At 58.3% G+C, this 26,059-nt stretch carries 19 protein-coding genes and 9 pseudogenes; 18 read left to right on the forward strand and 10 right to left on the reverse strand.

Annotated features, from left to right (window positions below; genetic code table 11):
* Positions 1-85 precede the first annotated feature (85 nt).
* From AYM40_RS06795 to AYM40_RS06825, 6 genes and pseudogenes are all read left to right on the forward strand, one after another.
* Entirely contained in the window at positions 86-1,159 is a 1,074-nt protein-coding gene (locus tag AYM40_RS06795; RefSeq protein WP_063495552.1) for a porin, read from the forward strand.
* A 484-nt stretch (positions 1,160-1,643) separates the two neighbouring features.
* A complete protein-coding gene (locus AYM40_RS06805) occupies positions 1,644-4,610 on the forward strand; it encodes a Tn3 family transposase (RefSeq protein ID WP_063495554.1) in 2,967 nt (988 codons plus the stop codon).
* A 212-nt stretch (positions 4,611-4,822) separates the two neighbouring features.
* Complete coding sequence (locus tag AYM40_RS06810; protein WP_148662123.1) at positions 4,823-6,172, forward strand: KOW motif-containing protein; 1,350 nt, start codon at positions 4,823-4,825, stop codon at positions 6,170-6,172.
* Positions 6,173-6,288: 116 nt separating this feature from the next.
* Positions 6,289-7,731 (forward strand): ISKra4 family transposase, encoded by a 1,443-nt coding sequence (locus AYM40_RS06815; RefSeq protein ID WP_063495556.1) that lies wholly within the window; start codon positions 6,289-6,291, stop codon positions 7,729-7,731.
* Positions 7,732-8,089: 358 nt separating this feature from the next.
* Positions 8,090-8,412 (forward strand): annotated as a pseudogene (locus AYM40_RS43610) (carbon starvation induced protein CsiD).
* A 147-nt stretch (positions 8,413-8,559) separates the two neighbouring features.
* Positions 8,560-9,528, forward strand: a complete 969-nt coding sequence (locus AYM40_RS06825) for a LysR family transcriptional regulator (protein ID WP_063495558.1) — start codon at positions 8,560-8,562, stop codon at positions 9,526-9,528.
* Between the two features lie 208 nt (positions 9,529-9,736).
* Here AYM40_RS06825 and AYM40_RS06830 read toward each other — a convergent pair whose 3' ends face one another.
* The 4 genes from AYM40_RS06830 to AYM40_RS06835 form a co-directional block, all read right to left on the reverse strand.
* Positions 9,737-10,069: a LysR substrate-binding domain-containing protein gene (locus AYM40_RS06830; RefSeq protein ID WP_236720910.1), complete on the reverse strand. Its 333-nt coding sequence runs from the start codon at positions 10,067-10,069 to the stop codon at positions 9,737-9,739.
* Positions 9,978-10,265 carry a LysR substrate-binding domain-containing protein gene (locus AYM40_RS43615; protein ID WP_082854978.1) on the reverse strand — a complete coding sequence of 96 codons (288 nt, stop codon included), beginning with the start codon at positions 10,263-10,265 and terminating at the stop codon, positions 9,978-9,980. Before AYM40_RS43615 ends, AYM40_RS06830 begins: the two co-directional genes overlap by 92 nt.
* A 192-nt stretch (positions 10,266-10,457) precedes the next feature.
* Positions 10,458-10,622 carry a LysR family transcriptional regulator gene (locus AYM40_RS38105; RefSeq protein WP_082854979.1) on the reverse strand — a complete coding sequence of 55 codons (165 nt, stop codon included), beginning with the start codon at positions 10,620-10,622 and terminating at the stop codon, positions 10,458-10,460.
* Between the two features lie 68 nt (positions 10,623-10,690).
* The gene (locus AYM40_RS06835; protein ID WP_063495560.1) at positions 10,691-11,950 is read right to left on the reverse strand and encodes an MFS transporter; all 1,260 of its coding nucleotides are present in this window, start codon (positions 11,948-11,950) and stop codon (positions 10,691-10,693) included.
* Positions 11,951-12,746: 796 nt separating this feature from the next.
* On the opposite strand from AYM40_RS06835, the pseudogene AYM40_RS38110 reads away from it, so the two are divergent.
* The 4 genes and pseudogenes from AYM40_RS38110 (at position 12,747) to AYM40_RS06870 (ending at position 15,006) form a co-directional block, all read left to right on the forward strand.
* Positions 12,747-13,559: pseudogene (locus AYM40_RS38110) on the forward strand (IS5 family transposase).
* A 95-nt stretch (positions 13,560-13,654) separates the two neighbouring features.
* A protein-coding gene (locus AYM40_RS38115) for an IS5-like element ISRme6 family transposase (RefSeq protein WP_148662124.1) occupies positions 13,655-14,472 on the forward strand; the annotation gives its coding sequence in 2 pieces (ribosomal slippage) (positions 13,655-14,003 and positions 14,003-14,472; 819 coding nt in all).
* Between the two features lie 95 nt (positions 14,473-14,567).
* The gene (locus AYM40_RS06865; protein WP_148662125.1) at positions 14,568-14,789 is read left to right on the forward strand and encodes a hypothetical protein; all 222 of its coding nucleotides are present in this window, start codon (positions 14,568-14,570) and stop codon (positions 14,787-14,789) included.
* 22 nt (positions 14,790-14,811) lie between these two features.
* The gene (locus AYM40_RS06870) at positions 14,812-15,006 is read left to right on the forward strand and encodes a zinc-finger domain-containing protein (RefSeq protein WP_063495564.1); all 195 of its coding nucleotides are present in this window, start codon (positions 14,812-14,814) and stop codon (positions 15,004-15,006) included.
* Between the two features lie 40 nt (positions 15,007-15,046).
* On the opposite strand, the pseudogene AYM40_RS42255 reads toward AYM40_RS06870, so the two are convergent.
* A pseudogene (locus tag AYM40_RS42255) lies at positions 15,047-15,377 on the reverse strand (IS5/IS1182 family transposase); the annotation flags it as partial.
* 186 nt (positions 15,378-15,563) lie between these two features.
* On the opposite strand from AYM40_RS42255, the gene AYM40_RS06880 reads away from it, so the two are divergent.
* Both AYM40_RS06880 and AYM40_RS43620 read left to right on the forward strand, forming a co-directional pair.
* Positions 15,564-15,824, forward strand: a complete 261-nt coding sequence (locus AYM40_RS06880; RefSeq protein ID WP_063495566.1) for a hypothetical protein — start codon at positions 15,564-15,566, stop codon at positions 15,822-15,824.
* Positions 15,825-16,761: 937 nt separating this feature from the next.
* Positions 16,762-17,212 (forward strand): annotated as a pseudogene (locus tag AYM40_RS43620) (DDE-type integrase/transposase/recombinase); the annotation flags it as partial.
* A gap of 59 nt (positions 17,213-17,271) precedes the next feature.
* Here AYM40_RS43620 and AYM40_RS06885 read toward each other — a convergent pair.
* Positions 17,272-18,813, reverse strand: a complete 1,542-nt coding sequence (locus AYM40_RS06885) for an IS3 family transposase (protein WP_063495567.1) — start codon at positions 18,811-18,813, stop codon at positions 17,272-17,274.
* A 337-nt stretch (positions 18,814-19,150) separates the two neighbouring features.
* Here AYM40_RS06885 and AYM40_RS06890 point away from each other — a divergent pair, with 337 nt between their 5' ends.
* The 4 genes from AYM40_RS06890 to AYM40_RS06905 all read left to right on the forward strand — a co-directional run bounded on the left by AYM40_RS06890 (position 19,151) and on the right by AYM40_RS06905 (position 22,575).
* Positions 19,151-19,423, forward strand: coding sequence for a hypothetical protein (locus AYM40_RS06890; RefSeq protein ID WP_063495568.1), 273 nt, complete (start codon positions 19,151-19,153; stop codon positions 19,421-19,423).
* Between the two features lie 712 nt (positions 19,424-20,135).
* Positions 20,136-20,453, forward strand: coding sequence for an alpha/beta hydrolase (locus AYM40_RS06895; protein WP_063495569.1), 318 nt, complete (start codon positions 20,136-20,138; stop codon positions 20,451-20,453).
* A gap of 117 nt (positions 20,454-20,570) precedes the next feature.
* Positions 20,571-21,701 carry an IS110 family transposase gene (locus AYM40_RS06900; RefSeq protein ID WP_063495570.1) on the forward strand — a complete coding sequence of 377 codons (1,131 nt, stop codon included), beginning with the start codon at positions 20,571-20,573 and terminating at the stop codon, positions 21,699-21,701.
* Positions 21,702-21,987: 286 nt separating this feature from the next.
* Positions 21,988-22,575, forward strand: coding sequence for an alpha/beta fold hydrolase (locus tag AYM40_RS06905; protein WP_063495571.1), 588 nt, complete (start codon positions 21,988-21,990; stop codon positions 22,573-22,575).
* 13 nt (positions 22,576-22,588) lie between these two features.
* Here AYM40_RS06905 and AYM40_RS38125 read toward each other — a convergent pair.
* Positions 22,589-23,186 (reverse strand): annotated as a pseudogene (locus AYM40_RS38125) (IS5 family transposase); the annotation flags it as partial.
* On the opposite strand from AYM40_RS38125, the pseudogene AYM40_RS06910 reads away from it, so the two are divergent.
* Positions 23,175-23,558 (forward strand): annotated as a pseudogene (locus tag AYM40_RS06910) (citrate/2-methylcitrate synthase); the annotation flags it as partial. The pseudogenes AYM40_RS38125 and AYM40_RS06910 overlap by 12 nt on opposite strands.
* A gap of 83 nt (positions 23,559-23,641) precedes the next feature.
* Positions 23,642-24,053 (forward strand): annotated as a pseudogene (locus AYM40_RS41840) (IS5/IS1182 family transposase); the annotation flags it as partial.
* A 456-nt stretch (positions 24,054-24,509) separates the two neighbouring features.
* On the opposite strand, the pseudogene AYM40_RS06915 reads toward AYM40_RS41840, so the two are convergent.
* From AYM40_RS06915 to AYM40_RS06925, 3 genes and pseudogenes are all read right to left on the reverse strand, one after another.
* Positions 24,510-25,128 (reverse strand): annotated as a pseudogene (locus AYM40_RS06915) (integrase core domain-containing protein); the annotation flags it as partial.
* Positions 25,129-25,148: 20 nt separating this feature from the next.
* Positions 25,149-25,316: pseudogene (locus tag AYM40_RS40030) on the reverse strand (transposase); the annotation flags it as partial.
* A 165-nt stretch (positions 25,317-25,481) separates the two neighbouring features.
* Positions 25,482-25,931 (reverse strand): hypothetical protein, encoded by a 450-nt coding sequence (locus AYM40_RS06925; RefSeq protein WP_148662126.1) that lies wholly within the window; start codon positions 25,929-25,931, stop codon positions 25,482-25,484.
* Positions 25,932-26,059: the final 128 nt, after the last annotated feature.

The following is a 26,059-nucleotide window of genomic DNA, read 5'->3' on the forward strand; positions in this document are numbered from 1 at the left end:
ATTAGCGACAGCTTCTCCAAGGCAGTCTATTAGTAGTCCTGACTCGATGAATGTCGTTTCAACAAAATTAATGGAGACAACCGAAATGAAAAAGGCACAAGGGGTAACGGGGCGCCGTTCTGTGGGGAAAGTCGTTGGCACGCTCGGAGTTACGACGATTTTCTGTTCCGCTTTAGCATTGACTTCTGTCGCCGCACACGCAGATAGCGGCTCGCAGGTCCAACTTTATGGGCTTATCGGCACCTATGTCGGCAGTGTCAAACGTAGTGACACGCCGCAAGCTACGGCACTGATGGGAAGCGGCGGACTTACCACTTCGTTCTGGGGAATCGGCGGCAAGGAAGATCTTGGCGGCGGCGTCAGCGCCATCTTCGCCCTCGAGAGCTTCTTTCAACCCCAAAACGGGGCGCAGGGTCGCAGCTCGGCGGACCCTTTCTGGTCACGCAACGCGTACGTCGGCTTCACTAGCGACTTCGGCCGATTGACCTTCGGGCGGCAAAGGAATCCGACCTATACGGAAGAGTCCCTCGTCAATCCGTTCGGATCATCGACCGTCTTTTCTCCGCTCGTCCTCCAGACGTTCGTCACCAATTATGGAGGCACGATCATCGGAGATACGGTGTGGAATAACACCGCCGAGTACACGACCCCGAACTTTAAGGGTTTCGGCGCAACGGTAATCTATGGCCTTGGCGGCGTCGCGGGTTCGCCCGGCATCGGTAATCTTGGCGTTCACTTGAATTATCAGGGTCACGGTCTCACGGCAGTGCTGTCCGGCCAGCGCGTGCGCTACACCGCAGCAGGGCCGGTGGGCGCGCAGTACGCCTACCTCGCGGGCGCAGCATACGATTTCAAGGTCGTGACGCTCTACGGGGCGTGGGCGATGACAAGTGACGTCAGTACCCCTACAGGCAGCCACACCTACGAGGCGGGTTTGTCGATCCCCTTCTCACCTGCCGACTTCCTGCTTGCAGAGTGGGCGCGTACGCAACGGTCCGGGCCTACCCCTGCGACCAACAGCCTTCGCAACACTGCCTCTCTCGGTTACGACCATCTTCTGTCCAAGCGGACGGACATTTACGCGATTTACTCTTTCGACAAGCTGAGCGCCCACCCCACCGGCAACACATTTGCCGTCGGCATTCGGCACACGTTCTAGGAAGCGTTAGCCCTTTTGTCGTCGCTTCCTTTCTTTGAAAAGCTCGGCGGCAGACCGGTTACGGGCCGGTCATATACCTGGCGAGCCACCGATTTTGATACCCACTATTGACGAGGCCTGGCGGGAGGCCACCCGCGATAGCTCCCGTTATCAAGGGAGCAGTTTCTTAGGCATTGGTAGCGTCAAAGAAGGCGAGTCGATCAACTGTACCATCGCCGTGTCGTCGCGATCCGTCCTTGCCTTTCCGCGACCGTTGTACCTGGCAAGCAGCCGCAGACCGTCGTCCGGATCGTACGGCCGAGAAGGGTCGATCGCGGTCCTTGGGGACGTCACCCCGAGAACGCATCGCGCAAAGCCGTCAGCACCGTCCATTCGCACCAGATAGCGCTGAAATTTTCCCGCCATCTATCGCCGAAGATAACACGCCCGGATGAGACCGGTGGATCTTCTCGAAAACCTAAGTTTTCAAGAAAAAGGAGACTTCATGCCACGCCGTTCGATCCTGTCCGCCGCCGAGCGGGAAAGCCTGCTGACATTGCCCGATACCGAAGACGAATTGATCCGGCATTACACGTTCAGCGAGACTGACCTGTCGTTGATTCGCCTGCGGCGCGGCGATGCGAACCGGCTGGGGGTTGCTGTGCAATTGTGCTTGCTGCGCTTTCCAGGCCAAGGGCTGCTGCCCGATACCACGGTGCCGGCGTCCCTGCTGCAATGGATTGGTCGGCAACTGCGTACCGATCCGGCGTGCTGGTCAAAGTATGCCGGGCGCGAGGAAACCCGGCGTGAGCATCTGCTTGAGTTGCGCGCATACCTTGGCATGGAACCGTTCGGCTTGACACACTACCGGCAGACCGTCCATGCCGCCACCGAACAGGCCTTGCAGACGGACAAGGGTATCGTGCTGGCTACCCGTGTCCTCGACTCGCTTCGCCACCGGCACATCATGATCCCGGCGCTGGATGTCATCGAGCGCATTTGCTCCGAAGCCATCACCCGTGCCAATCGGCGCATCTATGCGTCGTTGTCCGAGCCTTTGTTGGACGCGCACCGCCGTCGCCTCGACGACCTGCTGAAACGTCGCGAAAACGGCAAGACGACCTGGCTGGCCTGGCTGCGTCAGTCGCCCGTCAAACCGAATTCGCGCCACATGCTCGAACACATCGAACGCCTCAAAGCTTGGCAGGCACTCGAACTGCCCGCCGGCATCGAGCGGCTGGTTCACCAGAACCGGCTGCTCAAGATCGCCCGAGAGGGCGGCCAGATGACGCCTGCCGACCTAGCTAAGTTCGAACCGCAGCGACGCTACGCGACTCTCGTGGCGCTGACCATCGAGGGCATGGCTACCGTAACCGACGAAATCATCGACCTGCACGACCGCATCCTGGGCAAGCTGTTCAACGCCGCCAAGAACAAGCATCAGCAGCAATTCCAGGCGTCCGGCAAAGCCATCAACGCCAAGGTGCGCCTGTATGGGCGCATCGGCCAGGCGCTGATAGATGCCAAGCAATCTGGCCGTGACCCGTTCGCCGCCATCGAGGCTGTCATGTCCTGGGATGCCTTCGCCGAGAGCGTCACAGAGGCACAGAAGCTCGCTCAGCCCGAGGACTTCGATTTTCTGCACCGTATCGGCGAGAGCTATGCCACGTTGCACCGCTATGCGCCGGAATTCCTCGACGTGCTCAAGCTGCGGGCCGCGGCCGCCGCCAAAGGCGTGCTCGATGGCATTGAGGTGCTCCGCAGCATGAATGCCGACAACGCCCGCAAGGTGCCCGCCGATGCAACGACCGGCTTCATCAAGAAGCGCTGGGAAAAGTTGGTGAAGACCGATACCGGCATCGACCGGCGCTACTACGAGCTGTGTGCCCTGTCTGAGTTGAAAAACTCGCTGCGCTCAGGTGACATCTGGGTGCAAGGGTCGCGCCAGTTCAAGGACTTCGAGGACTACCTGCTGCCAACCGTGAAGTTCGCCAGCCTCAAGCAGTCCAGCGAATTGCCGCTGGCCGTTGCCACCGACGGCGACCAGTACCTGCATGACCGGCTGGCGCTGCTGAAAGCGCAGCTTGCCACGGTCAACCGCATGGCACTCGCCAACGAACTGCCGGACGCCATCGTCACCGAGTCCGGCTTGAAGATCACGCCGCTGGATGCCGCGGTGCCCGACAACGCACAGGCGCTGATCGACCAGACGGCCATGATCCTGCCGCACGTCAAGATCACCGAATTGTTGCTCGAAGTCGATGAGTGGACGTGCTTCACCCGTCACTTTCCGCACCTGAAATCGGGCGACCTGGCCAAGGACAAGAATCTCTTGCTGACCACCATTCTGGCCGATGCGATCAATCTGGGCCTGACTAAAATGGCTGAATCGTGCCCCGGCACGACCTACGCCAAGCTCGCGTGGCTGCAAGGTTGGCACATCCGCGACGAAACCTATTCAACGGCGCTGGCGGAGCTGGTGAATGCCCAATTCCGGCACCCGTTCGCCGGGCACTGGGGTGACGGCACTGCGTCCTCATCGGACGGCCAGAACTTCAGAGCAGGTGGCAAAGCAGAAAGCACTGGTCATATCAACCCGAAGTACGGAAGCAGCCCAGGACGGACTTTCTACACCCACATCTCCGACCAGTACGCGCCGTTTCACACCAAGGTGGTCAATGTCGGCGTGCGCGACTCGACCTATGTGCTCGACGGCCTGCTGTACCACGAGTCCGACTTGCGCATTGAGGAACACTACACCGACACGGCTGGCTTCACCGATCATGTCTTCGGCTTGATGCATCTGCTGGGCTTCCGCTTCGCACCGCGCATCCGTGATCTGGGCGACACCAAGCTCTACATCCCCAAGGGCGAAGCCACCTATGACGCCCTCAAGCCGATGATCGGCGGCACGTTCAACATCAAGCACGTCCGCGCCCATTGGGACGAAATCCTGCGGCTGGCCACCTCGATCAAGCAGGGCACGGTGACGGCCTCGCTGATGCTGCGCAAGCTCGGCAGCTACCCACGCCAGAACGGCCTGGCTGTCGCCTTGCGCGAGCTGGGCCGCATCGAGCGCACGCTGTTCATCTTGGACTGGCTACAAAGCGTGGAACTGCGCCGCCGCGTCCATGGCGGGCTGAACAAGGGCGAGGCCCGCAACGCGCTAGCCCGCGCCGTGTTCTTCAACCGCCTAGGCGAAATCCGTGATCGCAGTTTCGAGCAGCAGCGCTACCGGGCGAGCGGCCTCAATCTGGTGACGGCGGCCATCGTGTTGTGGAACACGGTCTACTTGGAGCGGGCGGCGAATGCGTTGCGTGGTAACGGCAACGGCGTCGATGACGGACTGTTGCAATACCTGTCACCGCTGGGTTGGGAGCACATCAACCTGACCGGCGATTACCTCTGGCGCGGAAGCACCAGGATCGGAGCGGGCAAGTTCACGCCGCTACGCCCCCTGCAAGCAGCTTAGCGTACGATTTTTCCCGAATTCTGAGCCGCCCCCAATCAGAAGGCCCTGGCATAGAGGTAGTCCATTTGCACGGGTATTGGCATGGCGCCGATACGCTGCACGTGCCAGCACAAATCGGGCAAGATAGACCTCAGCTGAAGCGTTCGCTTGAGAGGCTATTACAGAATCGGACGTTGGTCGTAATGGGCTGCGGAGGATGGGACGATATTTTCATGTCAAGCCTCGCCGGTTTGGTGACGGACCCGGGACTGAACCCGGACGTGCTTTGGGCCTTCTACGAATCCGATCCAGGGCGAATCGCTGAGAAATACGACCACGTGTTAGCCAAGCTTGCTCCAGCCGTCGCGCGCTCACGCGTTCAATTCTACACAGGTGTCGATCTTCATACGTTCTTTCCTGGCTTGTGGGATCGCTTAAAGGCTTCAACTGACGCCGATAACCAGCAACACGTTAACGATTTGATGGAGCGACTTCAGGACTTGGATCCTGAGCTGCGAAAGAAAGTATTGGAACAGACGGATCCCTCATTGCTGCAGCGGGTGGAGGAGATCAGGGCGGAGCACGACGCGCTTGAGATGCAACTCCAAGGCGCGCGCGATGCGTCACGAGGCCGGGTTGCGGAACTCGAAGCGCAGGCAGCGCATCTCGCGTCCAACCTGGAGCAAGCGCAATCAGCGCTGACATCGACGCGGCTCGCTCTCATGAGTGCCGCTGTGAAGGATGTGTCGTGGCTGACCGCGATTCGGACTCGCATGATGCCGGCACAACCTGGTCGAGTGCCGTTCCATCACTCGAAGGAAGTTGCCCTGCGCGGTTACAAGGCGGCAGCTGGCGGCCAGCGCGTCGTCCCGGTGTTGCGAGAAGTTACGTGGTCCCTCGTGCCCGATACCGAGAACGGGCTTCATCGCGGCTACAAAGCGGCAACCATATTGAGAGGTGAACACTTCGTACCGGGGGTTGTCGTCACGTACCGTCGCCACAACGAAGATGGGGTTACTTCTGAGAGTGACCATCTTCATTGGCAGCTACCATCTATTTACTTCGGCGACTACCTGGAGCTCGCATCGAGCGACAATGAACCGGAAGCGCAACTGAACTGGCGTGGATATGAGTTTCAGGTCAGGAACCCAGAGGGACACGTTTCGGAATGGATTCGCTTCGCGTACGCTTTTGACGATGTTTCTCTCGAGAAGATAAGAGCCGAGTCCTTTCAGCAGGGTGTCACTTTGCTGAATGCGGGAAAGCCATCTGACGCAGTAGAGCCTCTTCGAAAGGCGTACGTGTTCTCTGATCGAATGCTCGGAATGCACGCGGACGAAACATTTAGCAAAATGTTGGTGTGGCAGCAAGCGCTAGACGACGCTTCACTGTCGAAACTACGTTTTCGCGTCGGCGATGCGCTTAAAGTCACGTCGGGCCCTCATGCCGGAGTCACAGGTTCCGTCGAAAAGCTTATGCTTCGACATCTTCATGCCTATGTCGTCAGGCCGGGAACCGGAGGAGAGTTGATTCAGGTCTCCGATGCGCAGGTCGACAGGGGCGTTACTGTTGATGCTCGATAATTCTGGGAGTGGGTGAAAGTTGGGGGAGCGCGGGTGTAGCTGGAAGCCGTTAAAAAGTCTGGGAGACGAGCGCGCAGCGGGGTATCGTATCCCTAACGACGAGACCAGGAGCCACCATGCGATGCACGATCGTTCTTGAGTTCGATAACGGCGATGGGAGTGTGGTAAAGCGGGTTGAGGTCATGCGGTTGCACAGGCCCATCGAAGACCAGACGCCCGGAGACGTGGGACTGTCACTCAGTGAAGGCAAGTCTTTGCTCAATTGTGTGCAGCAGGAGTTCGTTGTCGAGCAGATCGAACGTTTTTTTGCCTCGCGTAGATCCTGTGTGGATTGCGGCGTCCAGCGTCGCCTGCATGATAATCATTGCTCGGAGATGAAGACCGCGCTAGGAAAGGTTTACTATTGCCGCGAACGATGGAAGGCCTGCAATTGCGGTGCTGACGGCGCAAGATATGTTTCTCCGCTCAAGAACTACCTGACGGAGGCAAGTACCGGTGAACTGAGATGGCTGCACGTGGAGCTTGGCGCCACGATGCCCTACCGGCAAGCCAAGGCCGTCATGGACCTTCTGCTACCCACCTCAGGTCGCGACAATCATGTAACCATTCGCAACCACACCGTGGCCATCGGAAAATCGATACAGCACGCACGGCCGGTGCGTCGGTGGTGCGAGACGGAAAAACCGATTGCGGAGCTTGGCATTGACGTCGGCTATGTCCGTCGCGCACGTTGCAATCGCAAGGGTTCGGGCAAGGAAAATCGCGCAGAAGCCGGGAACCGGTCGTCGTCGATCGCAGTCGTCGTTGCTGCTTTGGGCCAAGCCGGTAAGCAGCCACGAGTGTGGGCTTCCGCGATGCCGCGCACCAGGCGACTGAATCAAGAAATGACACGATTCCTCGAGGACAGCGGATACGGGGATCCTAATGAAGTCGTTGTCCTGACTGACGGAGCTTGGGACCTGGCCGGCGTCGCTAATGATCTCCCATACGATAACGAGTGGATTCTCGATTGGGCACACATCGGGCGGATGTTGCGACGCGTTGAGCAGGCTATCGCGCCTCTGGCATATGGGCGACTCACGGACAGTGGATCAGCGTTTGAACTGTGGGATCTGTTTGTCCGCTTCCGCCACTACGTTTGGGTCGGACGCATAGCGGCCTGGCAGCAGTTTGAAGCTAGACTCGCTCACTTGCTTGATCTACGTGAGACACGAGATCCGGCAGTGAGCAGCCAAGTCAGGAAAGCGAGCTATAGCCTCTCGAATGTGGTCACGTATCTCGACAGCAACGCTGAGTCGCTGATCGACTATCGCACATGGCAATGTGCGGGAGGGCGGATCTCCACCGGCTTCGTCGAATCGTCAATTAACCGAATCGTTGGCCGTCGAATGTGCAAGAGCCAGCATATGCGCTGGAGTCGCGTGGGGGCACACAGTGTCGTGCAATTGCGCGTCGCGTTGTTGAACCAGGAATTCCACGAACTCGCACGACGACAGTTTCCGTGGATTGGACAGCGACGTGTTACGTGGCCTTGGCAACGAACATCCCAGCCTTTTTAACGGCTTCCGCCAACACCATCGAAGATCAGGGTTGCAAAAATGGGGTGGACCATAGATTTTGCACGCTCTCTTTGACAGCTGAGATCCGTTCACCGAACATGACCACGAGCCCGAGGAGAAGTCAGTTTTTTTGAATTAAATCGCATACAAATCGAATTGAGCGTCAACTGGGCCGCATATAGAATGCCTCGAATCAGCTCAGCGGAGCCACCCACCGGTCGAGAGAGGTCAACATGGAAGTCGCTCAAACGTTGGAAATCAGAACGCCGAACAATCCTACACGGATAACCCCCGATTCAAGGTCGGTTAGAATCCCCATCACGCTCGCATTCGGCACATCGACATTGACAGGGGCGTCCTGGAGCAGTTCTTCGGTGAGACGAAGGACGTGAGCATCCAGCACCTCGAGTACGTTCCCTATATGCGCCTCATATTGGCAAAAGAGCTCAATCAATTGCTTGGCGACCAGTTCCCGGATGCTGTGCGCGAGATTCTTCGCTACCGCAAGTCGGGCGCCTGACCGTCAGCGTCAAGGGTGTGACCAACCGCGACGAGGATTACGTGAAGTTCGGCACTGCAATGGGGCACCTTGTCGGTCCGACAAACCATGATGCGATGTCCGGCATCCGCTCCTCGTCTGTCAACTGCAGATCGATAAGCAAAGGGCACCGAAGCCGCTGATTTGTGCTCCGTTCGCATTCCGAACTCCGCAAAGTACGATGTCGGGCTAATATTGCGGTGCTGGCTGCACGCCCACAAACGACTCAGTTGCTTGTCTGTGCAAGAACCTCACTTAGTGATTTGGAGTGTTCGCGGGAGAACGTCGTCATGCATCGTAAAGTCCCATCCACAGCGGCGCTGTCCGCATTCGAGTCGGCGGCGCGCCATCAAAGCTTTACCAAGGCCGCGGACGAACTGGCCGTCACACAAAGTGCCATCTGCCGCCAGATAGGCGGCCTGGAGGATTTCCTCGGACTGAAACTTTTTCGACGCACCCGACGTGGCGTTGTCCTCACGGAGGCGGGCCTGGCCTACAGCCTGAAGGTCGGCGCCCACCTCAACGAGATCGAGCGTGACACGCTCGACCTGATGGCCACGGGCGGGCAGGGCGCGACGCTTGAACTGGCGGTGGTGCCGACGTTTGCAACCAAGTGGCTTTTGCCGCGCATACCGTCATTCACGGTGGAGCACCCTGATATCACCATCAACATGACTGCACGGACCGGGCCGTTTCTGTTCGACGATACGGTATTCGATGCGGCGATTCATGCCGGCACCACAGCGTGGGCCGGAACGGAAGTCCAGTTTTTCATGCACGAAACACTGATTGCCGTATCAAGCCCGAAACTTATCGCACCGCGAACCGCGCTTCGTCGTTCGGATTGGGGACGCTACCCCTTGCTTCAGCAGCGCACTCGCCCCTACGCATGGCGAGACTGGTTCGCCTCGCAAGGTATGGAGGTGAAGGGGGAGATGTCTGGCCCACGTCTTGAATTGTTTTCGATGCTTGCCGAAGCCGCAGCCTCCTGCATGGGAATTGCCTTGATACCGCGCCTGCTTATCGAGGATGAATTGCGGCGCGGTGTGCTGACGCAGGTTTGCTCTTACGAATACCAGAGTGACCGCTCTTACTACCTCATTTACCCGGAGTCGAAAGTGCACAACCGGGGATTGGCTGCTTTTCGGGAGTGGATCGGTGCGCAGGCACAGCCGTGCAACACGCAGGTAAAGCATCTGGCAAGCATCGTCGAAGCAGAGCCGCTTGCCGCAGGAAAGAGTCCTCGCAGATCACCATGACAGGCGCCAAAGAAAATTGACGACGCGACGAGCATCCAAACCCGAGAGGGCTGTGGAATCCAGCTGAACGTTGCAGGCCCAAGCAGCATGTTCGGACCGCAGCAGCGAACCAGTACGGAGGTACGTTGGTTCGGCGAGTGATGACTCAAAATTTGAGCCGCAGACGTTGCTGCACAAGTCGGCTCCTGGAGCCGATTTTCCGTCTCCTTCAATCCACTTTCTCACCACCCGCCTCGAGTGCGATCGCACGCAGACTTGACACGGCCGGCGACGAATCGTTGCGTCTTAGCACCAGATACAGGTCGGAGACGTCCACGACTTCGTAAAGCTCGCGAAATGCGAGCCCCGGCAACTTAATAGTCCTGATGCTGTCCGGAACAACGGCAACGCCGTGCCCAGAAGCAACGTGGACCAGCGCGGTGAGAAAGTCCTTCGTATGAAATTCGGTGTTACGAGTAAATCCTGCCTGCTGACCAATCGTCAGGAGGTGGCGTGTCCTTATCAAAATGAGGCGCAGTACAGAAGTCTGTAGCCAGTTCACGCGTGCGAATTTCCCCTTTGGCAGCAAGGACGTGCTTCTCTGGTAACGCTACAACGAGCTTCTCTCGCAGCAGCAAGATTCTGTCCACTTCGCCAACATTTCCGGCTACCGTTCTCACAATGCAGGCGTCGAGTTCACGGTGCCGTAACAACTGAACCTGCGCGGGACTCTCGAGCGAGTGTAGTGTTGTACGCACCTACGGATACCGTTCGCCGTGTTTCGAGAGCAGTTGCTGAACGACCCCTGCGCATGCGGCCGATATAACGTATCCGACCTCAAGCGCCGACTTGCCCTCGTCCGGCCATCGTTGCGATGCGCCTTGCGTTTTCGGCTGCCGCAAGCGTATTCCTCGCTTCATTAAGAAAAAGGACGCCTGCAGCGGAGAGGGTCACCGATCTCTTCGTTCGGTTAACCAGCTTACGCCGAGTTCGCGTTCCAGCGTCTGGATTTGCATGCTCAAGGCAGACGGAGCAATGTCGAGCATCTCTGCCGCCTTGCCGAAATGCAATTTCTCCGCGAGCGTCACGAAATATCGAAGCTGCCTCAGTTCCATTACAGTGGTTCTGTATCTTTCGGCTTGCCCCGCGTGTGCCCGCTCACGCAGTGCGCGGCCAGATCAGATTACCGGGAGGCGGTGGCGACCGTGCCGTCGCTTGCCACCGGCCGCCATTCAGCAAGTTCGGCCGTATCGCTGCCTAGCTGCGTGCCGCGTCGCTCGCGGCCGAGGAGGATCAACGCCGAGATAACCAAGGATACGGTGCCGGCCACGATCGCCATCCCCATGCCGTAGTCGTCGCCGTGGCGATGGGCAATGTCTGCCTGAATAGTCGCGTTCGCCGAGGCGAGGAGATTGCCCAGCTGATACACGAGCCCTGGGAACGTCGCGCGCACGTCAGGCGGCGACATCTCGTTCAGGTACGCCGGAATCACGCCCCACGCCCCTTGCACGGAAATCTGCATCAGGAAGGCCCCGATTGCCAGCGCGACGCTGCCGCTTGCGAAGGCCCACAGCGGCAGCACCGGCAGCGCGAGTAGCGCCGCAGCGGCGATCGCCTTGCGACGGCCGATCTTCTCCGAGAGCGAGCCGAAAACAATGCCTCCTACGATAGCGCCGATGTTGTAGACGACCGCAATCACGCTAACCGTGTGCGTCGACAACTTGTGCTGCATTAGCAGGAAGGTCGGATAAAGATCTTGCGTGCCGTGACTGAAAAAATTGAAAGCCGTCATCAGCACGATCATGTAGATAGCGAGCTTCCAGTCACGCACCAGCACAGCGAGGATGCCAGGTCGCGCCGTGGTGCGGCCGCGTTCCCACGCCGGCGATTCGGGCACATTGCGGCGGATGAAAAGCACCAGCAGAGCGGGCAGCACGCCGACCATGAACATTCCGCGCCAGCCGATCAAGTCGTGCAGCAGTCCGAACACAAGGGCGGCGAGCAAATAGCCTGAAGGATAGCCGGCCTGCAGAATTCCCGACATCACGCCACGCGATTTCGGCGGAATCGACTCCATCGTGAGCGCCGAGCCAACGCCCCATTCGCCGCCCATCGCCACGCCGAACACGCTGCGCAGAATGAGTAGCATCGTCAGGCTCGAGGCAAATCCCGAAGCGAGGTTTATTAGCGAGAACAGCACGATGTTGCCCACCAACACGGGCCGACGTCCGAAGCGGTCCGCCAAGCGGCCGAAGATCAAAGCGCCGATCGGACGCAAAGCAAGCGTTAGTGCAATCGCAATTGTGACGCTTGAGATTTCGGTATTAAAGGTTTTGGCGATGTCTTTCAGGACAAAAACCATCAGGAAGAAGTCGAAGGCGTCGAGTGTCCAGCCGAGATAACTGGCGAGCGCGACGCTGCGTTGTTGCTTGGTCCATGCCATGTGAGTGTCTCCTGCATAATGGATTAATTGGTATTCAACGCGGCATAGTGTGTCGCGGCGCACGGGCGCGATTGTCAGGCGCGACATGCTGCGCCAGTCGATTCAGGCCACGCGCCGAACAGCCAGGCCCTGCCGTCAGACTGGGCACTAGTCCGTGACGCGGAGTGCCGATGCTCAAGGGCCCTGTTGATCGCAACGTTCATAGGTACGGGCTGCTCGTCGGATCGCGCCCGCGATATCGTCGTCCTGCCGATCTAATCTAGCGGTCCCAGCTGAACGCCACAAACGATTTGTTTGCACGTACCTGTGCAAAAAGCTCACTTCGTCATTTGGAGATCTTCGGGAAAGATCCTCGAGCATTGGTTGAAAGAAAACGGGCGCCTCTTGCCCGACGCGTTGGCGTTGCTGGCCGCCATACACATTGACGAGGAGAGGACAACCGTACACGTTTCGACAGCGGACCACGTAACGCCCGGGGGAAGGGCATCGTAAGAATGCGCACTGGTACGCCCTACGCGAGCGGTACCGAGTTGAATACGGGGTCGACGTTGGCGACGAGCTCGCGGCTCTCGAGGTTATCGCGGTCGTATATGCCGCATGAGTTCCGCTCCATGTGCACTTGCAGCTGTTCGCCGCTCTTCGGCCGGATTTGCGCGCGAGCGCCAACCTTCGCGCACGGCGGTTTGGTCTCCTCGAAGTACCCGTACACTTAGAACCCGTAACAAAATGAATAAGGGGGTTGTTTACTCTCGATGAATGCTGTTAACCTTTTCATTGTTTCGACGACGAAAAGGACATGGCTAAACCCATACTCGACGACGAACTTTGGGCACTCATCGAACCGTTGCTGCCCCCTCCCAAACCAAGGCGAAGCCGTTATCCAGGGCGCAAACCGCTCGATGATCGTGCGTTGCTCACGGGCATCCTGTTCATCCTGCAGACGGGCCTGCGCTGGGACCTGCTGCCGCGTGAGATGGGCTGCGGCAGCGGCATGAGTTGCTGGCGCCGTCTGCGGGACTGGCAGGCTGCCGGCGTCTGGGACCGACTGCATGAAGTCCTGCTCGCAAAGCTGCGCGCGGCTGACCAGATTTGACTGGTCCCGTGTCGTCGTCGATTCCTCCTCGATCCGCGCAGTGGGCGCAGGTCAAAAACGGGACCGAATCCCACGGACCGCGCGCGACCCGGTTCAAAGCACCACCTCATCACTGAAGCGCAGGGCATCCCGCTCGCGGTAATCCTCACGGGCGCCAACCGTAACGACGTTACCCAGCTTCACCCACTGGTTGACGCCATCCCGCCCATTGCTGGCAAGCGCGGCCGGCCGCTCTCGAAGCCCCGCATTGTTCAGGGCGACCGGGGCTACGATCACGACAAATATTGCCGTCCGCTACACGCAGCCGGCATCGTGACTGAAATCGCCCGACGCGGCGAGCCACACGGCAGCGGACTGGGCAAAACACGCTGGGTTGTCGAGCGGACCATTTCATGGCTCCATAACTTTCGACGACTGCGCATCCGCTTCGAACGTCTTGCATTCATCCATGAAGCCTTCATGAAAATCGCCTGCTGCATCATCTGCTGGCGAAAACTGAAGAACTCATTTTGTTAACGCTTGTTAGAGGCCAGTTCAAAAACCCCTGAGGGGGCTGTTTACTTTCTCGGAAAGCTGTTAACCTTGGATGTCTGAACAACGGAACCAAAGGGATGGAAGCGCCGATCATTGATGACGAATTGTGGACACTGATCGAACCGTTACTGCCGCCGCCCAAGCCCCGGCGCAAAGAGCATCCTGGTCGCCCACGCGTATTGGATCGGGCGGCGTTGAATGGCATCCTGTTCGTGTTGAAAACCGGTCTGCGATGGAACCACCTGCCGACCGTATTGGGCTTTGGCTCCGGCGCGACCTGCTGGCGACGACTGAACGACTGGCGCAAAGCAGGAGTATGGGATCGGCTGCACGAACTGCTGCTCGACAAGTTGCGCGAGGCCGGGCAGATCGATCTTTCATACGCTGCCGTCGATTCCTCGTCGGTACGAGCCGTTGGGGCGGGCGAAAAACTGGCCCGAACCCCACGGATCGCTCGCGACCCGGTTCCAAGCACCACATCCTCGTAGACGCCAATTGCGTTCCCATCAGCGCCATCCTGACCGGCGCGAACCGCAACGACGTCACCCAGTTGCTGCCGCTCGTCGACGCGATTCCCCCGATTCGCGGCGCGCGCGGCCGACCACTTCAGAGACCCAAGGTCATCTATGCCGATCGTGGTTACGATTCCGATCCGCATCGTCAACGATTGCGCGAACGCGGCATCAAACCGGTAATCGCAAGGCGCCGCACTGAACATGGCAGTGGTCTGGGCAAATTCCGTTGGGTCGTTGAACGGACTCACTCGTGGCTCCACAACTTCCGTCGTCTTCGCATACGCTTCGATCGTCGAGCTGACATTCACGAAGCATTCTTGAAATTCGGCTGCGCCCTCGTTTGCTGGAATATCTTCAGGCGTACGGAGCAGCCTTTTTGAACTGGCCTCTAAGGCTGGTTGCTGTCACGACGTCGCGAGAATTTTGCCCCCCCGCTTCGAATCGCGTACCGACATTATTCCCGATGGCAACCATCATGAACATCGAACTCAACACGATCGAGCAGCAGATTCGCCCCTGGATACGTGCTGAACCTGCTGTCGCTCGTCAAGGGTGGGCATACCGTTCCAGCGATTTACGGTGCATTGCATTCGCTGACTTGGATTTTCTGCTTTCCTACTCAGATCTGATGTATCCCAACAACGCCGTGTTACTGAGTACAGCCGGGAATCACGCGCGCTGGCTCAGGAAAGCATAGACCGGCACTACGACACGATCCCATGACCACACTCAAAAAAATGCCGCTGATCGAACTCAGTGCCAAAGATCTGCCTGCTTTCTGCCCGACCCCGCAGATGCCGCGCTGGAGCGACCATCCGCGTGTATTTCTCGACGTCACTCACGGCGAGACGCGCTGCCCTTACTGCGGCACGCGTTACAAGTTGCTCGGAGGAGAGGTGGTCAGAGGCCACTAGCTTTTCGGCCCTGAACAATTCGCTTCTCGTTGCGCCGACGTCATACCATAACGTTGGTGGCGATGTTGCGGGCGAACAAAACCGCGAGAACGGAGACCCAAAGAAGCCGCGGATTCCTCACGATTATCCGGAGGTTGTGGCCGGCGCTGAACGGCACCAAGTGCAGCGGATCGCCGAGCGTGCCTTTGAGCCAGCTTCGATTTAGTTGTCCGTTTGTTTTCATGTGGCCGATGGCCGGCTCGATTGCGCTGCGCCGTCTGTTCCAGCGCTTCAGTCAGCGTGTGACCGTCGTGCGGATTGCCCGGCATTGAGCGCATGCCAACTACCCGTCCTTCCTTTTGGCTCGTCATGGTCGACACCTTCACGCCATATAAGGTCGCCCCCGGTTTGCCAGGTCACCTCTGATTTCCGGATCTTGACGTGACGCCTACCTGAGTGGACTTCTGTTAGCCGTTCACGGGCGGGCACGAGTGCACCACCAACACACGATCGATCACCTTGTGCCTTGAAACGTCGCTACAGATAGCGAAAAATAGAACCATCGAGCCGAGACTAATATGCGCAACGTAACGGAGAAAAAAACTGCCAAGCCGGTCACTGAGCCCGCCAAGCGCAGTCGCGGGCGGCCGCGAAAGCCGGATGCCTTGACCGCGGCGCAGCGGCAGGCCGCGTACCGGCAGCGAAAGCGCGAGGCCTCAATTAACGTGATAGTAACGGAAAATTGCGATCTCGGGCATCAGGTGCAGAGCTCGGGCGCCGAGCTGGATCAGACTTCGGCCGCCGCAGAATCGCATGAGCGTCAGCTTTCGGTGCGGTGACCAGCTCGAACAGGCCGAGGCCGAAATTGAGCACCCTGAAGGCCGCGATAGCCGGTAACGAAAGTGCATTGGGCCTCGAGGTGATGCTCAAACTGCTTGCAACGGCGTCCGCGCGCAAGCCTCTCATGGCCGACCACTAGCCATTCGCGAATCTGACGTCGGGAACAACTGCGTGGCCAGTGCATCGGGCGTCTCGGATGAACAGGGTGGCCGCCGCGCTTGCAGGCAATCTGACCTAGGATCCAGTTAAGCCGAGAGCCGGCTTTGGGGCCGGGCAGGAGGTAGATTTCCGTCGACGAGCGGTTCGACTCGTCGCGCTGAACTTCTTTCGATCGGACTGGCTCAGCGGCGGCTTCGTCCTCCGCCAGGTGCATCGTCTTGCTGGTAGCGACTGCCCGGAGCGCCCGGCATTCTCGGGCACGCTTGATATCGGACAGCAACCGTACGAGATGTCGCGTTTTGGCTTTCATCTCTTCCCTCCTGCCGCCGTGCACAACAAGCGGACGAAACTATATGAACCTTAGTCCGTCGAGGCTGGCCATTCAAGGAAACACACCGTTTCGCCGCACGCGTTCATGTAAATAGCAACGGCACGGCAACGCCCACGCGTGGGCGTTGGCGATCCGGTCGCGGGATCATTTTTTGGTTTCAGCAGTCACTGTCACGTTGACGGTTTGAGGACACAGTAGGCGTGTGGAACACTCTCCTTTCTCAGAAAGCAGACGGATCTTGGGTGAGCCGGGTGAAACGCTGCCACGCAGAAGAGCGTTCGGCGAGCTGTTTGCGGTTAAACCTTGTCAATTGCTACGTCACCCGGCCTGAAACGCGATCGCATGGGCGAATGAGCGAACTACTCAACGAGTCAGACTGTGATCGACCGGCATAGTGGTACGTCAGGCCCTCTTACGTGGTCGAGATGGTCGCGTAAGATTGTGCGATGAAGAAGACAAAATCGCTCTATCACGCTCATCGCCTTCCCGACGCAGTCAATAGCTGCGTCGTGCGCCAGTAGTTCCGGCTCCAGCCTCGACTTCGTGACATCGAACAGTTACTGTTCAAGCGTGGAGTGGCTAACAGTTAAGAAACGGCTCGGCGCTGGCGTGATAAATCCGGTGGGGGTCCGCGCATCGCGTAAGTCGGTGCGTCGCAAGCCCGGCTCGACTTGGTATCGCGACGAGATATTTGTGAGGTTGCGCGGCGAGCCTTACCTGCTGTGGCGATCAGTTGATCAGCACGGTGCCGAACTCGGTACCCCGCTGCATAAGCGTCACGACAAGGCTGCAACCCGGCGGTTTTCCAAGCCCGTGTTCGCCTCTTGTCCCGAAGTGCCGCGGAAGGTTGTGACTGAACAGCGGCACAGCTACTCGGCGGCAAAGGCAGAGATCCCTTGTGTTGATTTGCAGCGAATTCTCGCCCGGTGGGGGTGCGGCTAAATACTTGGACTGGTTTATGCTGCCATTCCCAGGCTCTCCCGGTATTCGAGCGGGCTGAGAGCGCCTAGCGAGACCTTGATCCGCTTTGCGTTATACCAGCGGATGTAAGAGTCAAGTACCTCAATGAATTGGTCAACGGTCGTAGCCCGCCAGTCCCGGGGATGGAACCACTCCGTTTTGAGCCGACCGAAGAAGCCTTCGCAGGCCGCGTTATCGGGTGAGCATCCTTTGCGTGACATCGAGCGAACCAGCCCGGCATCGCGCATCCGTGAGAGCCATCCGGGCCAGCGATAGTGCGCCCCGCGATCAGAGTGGACCACAGGCCGTTTATTGCTGTTGGCTACCGTCTTGATGCCCTCATCAAGCATGGTATTCACGAGTTCGGCATCCGGCCGCGTGCCGATTGTCCAGCTCACCACGAGACCATCGAAGCAGTCGATCAACGGAGACAGATACACCTTGCCGGCTGGGATCTGGAATTCGGTAATGTCGGTGAGCCACTTCTCGTTCGGGGCTCCTGCACGGAAGTCACGATTGATGACGTTCTCCGGCGCTGGGCTTATTTCTCCGCCGTAGGAGCGGTAGCGACGTCGTGTGGCCGTGGCAGCGGCCAGCCCTCCCTGCCTCATCAAACGTCGCACCACTTTCTCCGAAATAATGACTTTCTGCCTGCCCAGTGCCGCGCGTATCCGACGATAGCCATAACAGCGGTGATTGACTTCAAAGATGTCTGCGATGACTCGACGAGCGCCAGCATACTTGTCGGCCACGAGCAGACGCGCACGATGATAGAAGTAGGAACTACGAGCTAGCCCCAATACGGCTAACAGCTCTGACAACGTGTAGGTGTTTTTCAGGGCATCAACCAGCATCGTTTTCTCCCGGTTGCTCAGGAGTTGCGGGACGATGCCCATTCCTTTTTTTATCAGTTCGTTCGCCTTCTTCAGGATGTCGTGCTCGAGCTGCAGTTGCCGGACGTCGCGTCGAAGCGATTCGACCTGCTGTTCCAGTTTCGCACGCTCACTGTCCGGTGCTGGCTTCTTCTGGCGTTTCATGGATGCTGGGGCTTCACGACCGAGTAGCTGGTTCTTCCAATTGTAAAGCGTCGGCCTGCTCACGCCTGTTTTCTGGGCAAGCAGGCGCGCGCTTTCCTCTCTGGTGCACAGCTCGATGACTGCCGCCTGCTTCACCGCCGGCGATTTCGGAATGCTGCCAGTTGCTCTGCCGACAATGCGTTTTCCAATTTCGGGATGCAGCTCTTCGATCCAGGCGGCGAGCGTCCCGCGACTCGGATATCCCAACGCCCTCAAGGTCGCAGCGGCACAACGGTCATGATCTAAGTAATGATCGACGGCCACCTTCTTCCGTTGGGCCGAATATATCGGCCTGGAACGAACATAGCCGATCCGTAAATCATGACATCGTTCGTATTCAAGATGCCACGATTTCAGAGAATTTTTTGTCGGATAACCCAGCTGTCGGATGGTCGCCCCAACGCGCTTTCCCAACTTCAAATAGAGCCGAACCGCTCGCATGCGGTCTTCGTACGAGTACATGAACTACCTCCAGGTAGTCCAAGTTTTCGTCCGCACCTCCGGTATGTGCACTGAATTCTGACCCACCCGTTGGACCGAGTTTCGGGTCATTCGAGGGGTATCTGGGATTTTTTTTTTACTTCTTCCGCTGACTCGTGTCGTTTCTGAAGCGATAGCGATCTTTACCTGTTTCTACAACGTGGCAGTGGTTCGTGAGCCGCTCGGACAGCGCTGTAGGAGCAGCGTGCTGTTGTGGCAACGGGCGACGCATAACCGCTATTTAACACACGTCTGCGCAAGATTTTGATAGCCTTAATCGCGGCAGAGGACGAGGATCTAACGACAGGAGGACGTCGCCATGCTGAGGTGGATCGCAAACTGGGCTGTGAATCGCGCACTCACCCCGGAGAAACAGGCCGAAAAAGCGTTGCGAGAATTGCGTCTGGAGCTTTTCCAAGCGGAGCAGCGAATACTCGATGCGCAGATGCATGCGGAGTACTACCGTACCCGCTTAGATTTTTGCGAGGAGGTCATAAAAAACGGTATCGAGCAGGTGGCCGACAAGCGAAAAGGTCAACAGGATGCGTCACAAGCGCTGCGGTCAGCGCTCAAGCTCACGGCGGCTCAATAGTGATGCGGTCAGAGGGGTTCGATCCGTACAACGTGCGCAGGACGTGATGAGGGGCACCCATAGACGGCGACGTTGCCGCATGTGTTCGGTCTGCCTACGCCGAACGACCGCGTGGAACACGCTATGTACCCGCATTGTCTCTGTGCCGATACAGACCGCGTGGAAGTCCAAATTGTACTATTAAATCGCGCGCGAGCAGTACTTCGTCGGCGGGAAAGCTGCCTCAAGCTACATCCGAGAGCGCCAAGTCGCATCCGGAACGGGTGGCTGGTAGCTGTCGGCCAGATTCGGTCATTCGAAGAAGCATCGTGATGGTCTGCTTGCGTGACAACGTGAGATGGTCGCGATGCCACTATGAGCTATCGTGTTGATTTGCAAGGATTGCCAACGCGTCGCGCTCCCGCACTCTGGCATGTTGTCATACCTGGGTTGAAGGAATGTTCGGGATCGGTAATGTAGTACTTTCGATTTCGGGCTTTGGAAAAGGAGAGGCCGGAAAATCTGTTTGCTTCATGACATGGATAATTTTGCCAAGGACGATGTTCGCACCCGGATCCAGCCGTACTATACGATTGCCGAGTTTGCCAGAGATCCAGAACAGCTTTGCATTGGGAATTGCGGCCAGCGCGCCAGATGTCACCGGTCCGACGTCGAGCTCTGAATTTCTTCGGGCAATAAAGTGTTGAGTGTGTGGATAGTTTCAGGAGGCGCTATGGCAGCCCACCTCGGTTATGGAGCAGCGATTCCTTCCACTGAGTTTCGATTTGCCTCCACAGACGGATTGCGCATCGCGTGCGTCCGGTGGGATAGCCGCGGCCCTGTGCACGGAGTGGTCCAGATTGCCCACGGTATGGGTGAGCATATCGGGCGGAATACTGGCGTTATCGAAGCGCTGGTTTCAGCAGGCTTGAAGGTCTATGGCAACGATCACCGCGGACACGGCCGCACTGCGCCCTCCAGCGCGCATTTCGGAAATTTCGGTGACGGCGGCTTTGATTTACTAGTGGATGACATGATTAAGGCAGTATGACTTTCCGTGAGGCAGTGGCTGGCCCGCCGTGAGAAACCCAACGCGGGTTAGCATTTCTGCCAGAGCCGCACGGTGTGGACAGCGCCACACCCGGCGATTTCCGGCACGGAGGCCAGCATGGAACACGATAGCACGGTGTACGTTGGACTGGATGTTCACAAGGAGTCGATCACGCTCGCCTACGCGATCGGCATGGGCGAGGTGGAACTACTGGGCAAGACCGGTACGACGAAGGCCGATATCGATCACCTGTGCAAACGCGTGCAGTCAAAGGGGCGACATGTGCGCGTTGTCTACGAGGCCGGTCCATGCGGTTACGGCCTTTACCGACAGCTTGTCCAGAAGGGGTTCGACTGCATGGTGTGCGCACCGTCGCTGATTCCGAAGAAGCCTGGAGAGCGGGTGAAGACGGACCGGCGTGACGCGATCAAACTGGTGCGCGCGCTACGCGCGGGTGACCTGTCGGCCGTGTACGTGCCGGGTGTCGAAGACGAGGCGTTCAGGGATCTGGCCCGTGCGTGGGCCGCGGCCAAAGACGATCTGAAGCAGGCGCGCCAGCGGCTGAAGTCGTTCCTGCTCCTGCACGGCGTGCGCTATACCGGCAGCGCTAATTGGGGTCCCGCACACCGACACTGGCTGAGCCAGTACTCGTTTGGAAACGGGTGGCAGCAACTGGCGTTTGAGGAGCATCGACGCACCATCGAGGACCGGCTCGCGCAATGTGATCGTCTTGAAGCGGCGTTGCGCGAAGCCGTGGTCAACTGGCGGTTCTATCCGGCTGTACTGGCGCTGCAGACGATGCGCGGCGTGCAGTTCACCACCGCGGTGGGCATACTCGCCGAGCTGGGAGACCTGAGCCGCTTCGAGCATCCACGCCAGTTGATGGCCTGGCTGGGCGTGACACCGTCAGAACACTCCTCGGGTGACCGGCGTCGTCAGGGCAGCATTACCAAAACGGGCAATAGCTACGCCCGAAAGCTGCTGGTCGAGGCTGCCTGGAGCTACCGGTACCCGGCACGCGTGAGCCCGCAGATCCAGCGCCGGCACGAACGCATCCCCAAACCCATCATTGATCGCGCCTGGGATGCCCAGGTTCGACTGTGCCGGCGATTTCGCAAACTGGCAGCACGCGGCAAGAGCGTGAACATCGCGGTGGTCGCGGTTGCCCGGGAACTGGCCGGTTTCATATGGGACATCAACCGGCTGGCCATGTCGCTCGCCATACCGCGGACTCCACAGGCAGCGTAAGCGCACGAACATTGAACGTCTAACGAACATCTGGATGAGTTTCCTGAAGGCGGCGTAGCCCGGTACCCGAGCAACCCGCGGCTCAACTTCGCAACGGGCCCCACCCGATTTGCGGCTTAAGAAAGCGGCAGGCTCATGAGACGGACCTCTGTAATGCGGTAACCAACCCGCGGATATCAGTGTGATCCACCGTCGAGACTTACTGCTACGTCGCCCTCAGGAAATTCACGCATCCTATGGATGCAAAATGAAAACCGATCCCGATTGACACGGAAAGTCATATCAGTTGAGTCATATCGCCAAGGAAGAAAACCCCGATCTGCCATTCATCCTGCTGGGGCACAGTATGGGTTCCTTTGCGGCGCAACAGTATGCAATCTCTCACAGCCGGGAGATTGACGGACTCGCCCTTTCTGGGTCAGGCGCTCTTGATGGACTTGCACGTCTGGCGAGTCTGGCGCCAGCAGGAACCAACATTCTGAACACACCCTTCGAGCCGGCGCGCACCCCCTTCGATTGGCTGAGCCGTGATAGCGCTGTTGTCGACGCATTCATCAACGACCAACTTTGCTTTGCGGAACTTCAGCCGATGGCGCATGCATCTTTTTTGGCGAATGCACCACTACTGTCTGATCCGGACAGCCTGCGCACAATACGCGACGACTTGCCGATCTATCTGTCTTCGGGCAGCGAAGATCCAGTAGGCCAGCAACTCAAAGGGGTCCGACTGCTGATTGACCGCTATCACAAAGCGGGTGTATGCGGAATCACCTACGACTTCTACCCCGGTGGACGACACGAAATGCTCAATGAGATCAACTTCGATGAAGTCCGGGCATGCCTGCTTGGGTGGATCTCTCATATCGCGAAGTAATAGCTTAGAGTCACTAACAAAACTGTTCTACGAAGCGCGAGCAGATAACGCCGCAAGCAAGTGTGAGCAACGCGAAATGAGTATCGAGACCCCGTTCGAGCGGATAGGCAGTTTGCCGAAGCCGGCAAGCCATGCATGGCTGCGTTCGACAACCCAGCGATGACGGCCGAGCTTTTCGCTGCTTTCGATACCACAGCGAGCGATACGTGCCGTAATGCAGCGTCGGTTCAACGACTCGCGGCAATGCGCGTAGTCGTACCCCTTGTCAGCATGCACCCTGTCCGGGCGCTGTCGTGGCCGTCCGGGTATGCCCGGCACCGGTGGTATCGCGTCAAGCACCGCATCGAGTACTTTGGAGTCCTGCCAATTGGCGCCCGTATTCACGAGCGCCAGCGGGATGCCCTGACGGTCTTCCGCGATATGCCGCTTGCTGTCGAGCTTGCCCCGGTCGTTTGGGTTCGGCCCTGTCTGCTCGCCCCCCGGGGACCGGGTACGCTCGCACCATCGATGCTCAGGCGGCTCCAGTCAATCGTGTCGTATCCGCGCAGTCGCGCAAGTAACGCGAGATGCAGGCGCTTCCACACGCCGTCGTTCTGCCAGTCGCGAAGCTGCCAACGCTGGTCGCGATGGCCTACAAGTACAGCGTCGGCCAGCCGTTCGTGTATCCGCAGAACAACCTTTCGTACAGCGCGAACTTCATGCACATGATGTTCTCCAATCCGTGCGAAGAGTACAAGGTCAACGACGTGCTGGTGCGCGCGCTCGACCGTATCCTGATCCTGCACGCAGACCACGAACAGAATGCCTCGACCTCGACGGTTCGTCTGGCGGGTTCGTCGGGCGCTAACCCGTTCGCATGTATCGCGGCCGGTATCGCTTGCTTGTGGGGCCCGGCGCACGGTGGTGCGAACGAAGCCGCACTGAACATGCTGGAAGAAATTGGCTCGGTCGTGGGCCGCCGCGATGGCGTAAAGCGTCTGAGACACGATACGCTCCGCGAAGTCAGGGTCAGGGTCTGCCCCTCCGCAGCCGCACCCGTTTGGAGGCGGTAATCTTGAATAGGAGTTCGGAGAGTCGGTGCAAGCGGCGTGGTTTGCCGGAGCGCTTTGGTCGGTGGCACACGATCTATACGCGGATGAACCGTTGGTCCAAAAGCTGTGTGCTGGATCGTGTATTTACCGAACTGCAGCGTACGCAGATCCTTCGTATCAGGATCGAAGCAGTTCCGCTGGATAGCACGATCGTAAAGGTGCATCCAGATGGTACCGGCGCATTAAAAAAACGGACCCCAGTCTAACGGCAAGTACCGAACCGAATGGACCACCAGGATTCATATCGTTGCCGCGGATGCTCGAACAGCCATAACGTTTGCGCTCTCGCCCGGACAAGCAGGGGGCGGTCCCGAGGGCAGAGCCTTGTTCCAAAGCCTCGGACCGCCCAATCGGCCACTGCACCTGCTGATGGACAAGGCGTACGAATGTCCCTTGCTTTAGGATGACAGGTTTTGCGAGCAAGTCTTAAGAACGCTTTTGGATGTGCTCCGGAGAAGGTGGCGTTTTCTTGCGAGACCGAGTCAGTCGATACCGCTGGAAAAGAAAAGAGCTCCCGTGCAGCTAAGGGGGCAAGGCGGGGTCGGGAAGACCTCCGAGGAGACGACGATGCCTGACGAACTCGCCATGAATCGGATCGGATCATCGGCATAAGTTAATCGTAGCGCTTTCCGAATATCGGTATTGTAGAGCATTGCTTACCTATCATGTTCGTGCGGAAGATTGTTCAGTGAATCTGAAGAGTACTCGATGATGTGCATTTTCAATAGGCATCGGCTCTGGCAACACTTATCCACCATGCACGGTGTACGTCAATGGCCCGCCGTGGGAAGAATGTAGTCGGGGAGTGGATTCGCCCCTGCGTAACCGGACACTCGGTCACGCTTAGGCTGGTGAATTTGCTAGCCGGCGAAACTCGCGTGGTGAGCGGTATTTCAGGGCGCTGTGCGGATACAACGCGTTGTAGCGGTCAAATGCGATGGCCAGGTTGTGCGATGCCGTTCCCGCGTCCGGCTTGGGCATCCACGGGACGTAGTCTCTCTTTATTGTTTCGACGAAGCTTTCGGCCATACCGTTGGTCGGCGGACTTCTGACGGGCGTCGCGATGGGTTTCGACCTCGCTTTTTTCGACAACGTCAGCGTCTCATAGGCAATGTAGCAGCAACGGCTGTCGCTGAGCACGGCCACTCGATTACGTTGTCGGCGCTTCAGCGCACCAGCGAAACGGTTTTCCAGAGCCTGAAGCAGGACATCACGCGCCATGTCATCAGTATAACCTCCCGCCGTCGCCGCCCAGCTTATGGCCTCCCGGTCGCGGCAGTCCAGTGCAAAGATGACGCGCAACGGCGAGCCGTCACAAAACGGAATTCGAAGCCGTCGGAGCACCAGCGCGCATTGCGGCGCTCCACTGCGGCCTCGCCGTCATGCCGGCACGTTGACTCGGCATGGCGAGGGCAGCGTCGAGCAGCAGACCGTGGATATGCATGATCAAATAAGACCGTTTTTGCATTAATGCGAGGTTGTCCCTGTGCGTTCCGAGTCCTGGTCAGACTTTACCCAGTTGTACAGCGTCTGCACGACCACGCCCAGAGTGGCTGCCACTGCCGCGATGCTTTGCCCGGCCTTGACGAGTCGCAACGCTTCCAGCTTGACTTCAGGCGTGTACAGTCCCCGCGTTGCCTTGCCTGTCATCGTTTCTTCTCCTTGCTTGAGTTTACCTGCACAGCAAGGGATTCGTTTTTCGGGGGGCAAGCTCAGTTGCAAAGCCTCTCGGCAAATTCGACGCAGTTTCAGCGCGCGTGTAGATTGGACATTGAGTTCACCGGATTCTGAGAGCATCTCCGTGAGTACCTGCCGTTAGTCGACTTCGCTTCCGGCGCGGAGCAGGTTTTCCGCAAGACGAAGGGATAGGTACGCAAGTTGAACGCGGCTAAGCCAATGAATTTCGTCTGATTGGGTGCGTTGCCAAACTTCGAATAGTTTGACGATATCGTCAATTGAAAGCCACTGTTTGGTTTGAATGTTTCTCGCAAGATGGGCCGCAGTGAACACCGTTATCAATTCGACGTGTAGATCAAGAGCTGTATATCCACCACAGGGATCGATGCCCCAATTGGATAACGAAGATGGCAATGCCACCCGACGACCGAGGTGTGCTTTGCATTTGTCGCACAAATAGTTCTCTGTCTCAGAGGCCGGCTTGCCCTGCTCCCCATGCGTCTCATTTTTCACATGTCGCAGGTCTCTTTGCAGTGTTGGAGGCAGCACATGATTGACCATTAGACAGCATGCGTCGCAAAGATTCATCTCGGCTCCTTCTGGCGCTCAGTCTTAGAAGGGACATGCTGTGCGCAGCATGCATCGACATTTTGGCGCTCGCGGGCAGCGACAATGATGCGTCGTGGAGGGTAGCGTGTGGTATGTGACATTTAAAG

It is taken from the genome of Paraburkholderia phytofirmans OLGA172 (assembly GCF_001634365.1).
Lineage (GTDB): Bacteria > Pseudomonadota > Gammaproteobacteria > Burkholderiales > Burkholderiaceae > Paraburkholderia.

Excerpts from the sequence above, each read along its gene's own strand:
- AYM40_RS06795 (WP_063495552.1), top strand. The coding sequence starts at position 86 with ATGAAAAAGGCACAAGGGGTAACGGGGCGCCGTTCTGTGGGGAAAGTC.
- AYM40_RS06805 (WP_063495554.1), top strand. The coding sequence starts at position 1,644 with ATGCCACGCCGTTCGATCCTGTCCGCCGCCGAGCGGGAAAGCCTGCTG.
- AYM40_RS06810 (WP_148662123.1), top strand. The coding sequence starts at position 4,823 with ATGTCAAGCCTCGCCGGTTTGGTGACGGACCCGGGACTGAACCCGGAC.
- AYM40_RS06815 (WP_063495556.1), top strand. The coding sequence starts at position 6,289 with ATGCGATGCACGATCGTTCTTGAGTTCGATAACGGCGATGGGAGTGTG.
- AYM40_RS06825 (WP_063495558.1), top strand. The coding sequence starts at position 8,560 with ATGCATCGTAAAGTCCCATCCACAGCGGCGCTGTCCGCATTCGAGTCG.
- AYM40_RS38105 (WP_082854979.1), bottom strand. The coding sequence starts at position 10,622 with ATGGAACTGAGGCAGCTTCGATATTTCGTGACGCTCGCGGAGAAATTG.
- AYM40_RS06835 (WP_063495560.1), bottom strand. The coding sequence starts at position 11,950 with ATGGCATGGACCAAGCAACAACGCAGCGTCGCGCTCGCCAGTTATCTC.
- AYM40_RS06865 (WP_148662125.1), top strand. The coding sequence starts at position 14,568 with ATGAACATCGAACTCAACACGATCGAGCAGCAGATTCGCCCCTGGATA.
- AYM40_RS06870 (WP_063495564.1), top strand. The coding sequence starts at position 14,812 with ATGACCACACTCAAAAAAATGCCGCTGATCGAACTCAGTGCCAAAGAT.
- AYM40_RS06880 (WP_063495566.1), top strand. The coding sequence starts at position 15,564 with ATGCGCAACGTAACGGAGAAAAAAACTGCCAAGCCGGTCACTGAGCCC.
- AYM40_RS06885 (WP_063495567.1), bottom strand. The coding sequence starts at position 18,813 with ATGTACTCGTACGAAGACCGCATGCGAGCGGTTCGGCTCTATTTGAAG.
- AYM40_RS06890 (WP_063495568.1), top strand. The coding sequence starts at position 19,151 with ATGCTGAGGTGGATCGCAAACTGGGCTGTGAATCGCGCACTCACCCCG.
- AYM40_RS06895 (WP_063495569.1), top strand. The coding sequence starts at position 20,136 with ATGGCAGCCCACCTCGGTTATGGAGCAGCGATTCCTTCCACTGAGTTT.
- AYM40_RS06900 (WP_063495570.1), top strand. The coding sequence starts at position 20,571 with ATGGAACACGATAGCACGGTGTACGTTGGACTGGATGTTCACAAGGAG.
- AYM40_RS06925 (WP_148662126.1), bottom strand. The coding sequence starts at position 25,931 with ATGAATCTTTGCGACGCATGCTGTCTAATGGTCAATCATGTGCTGCCT.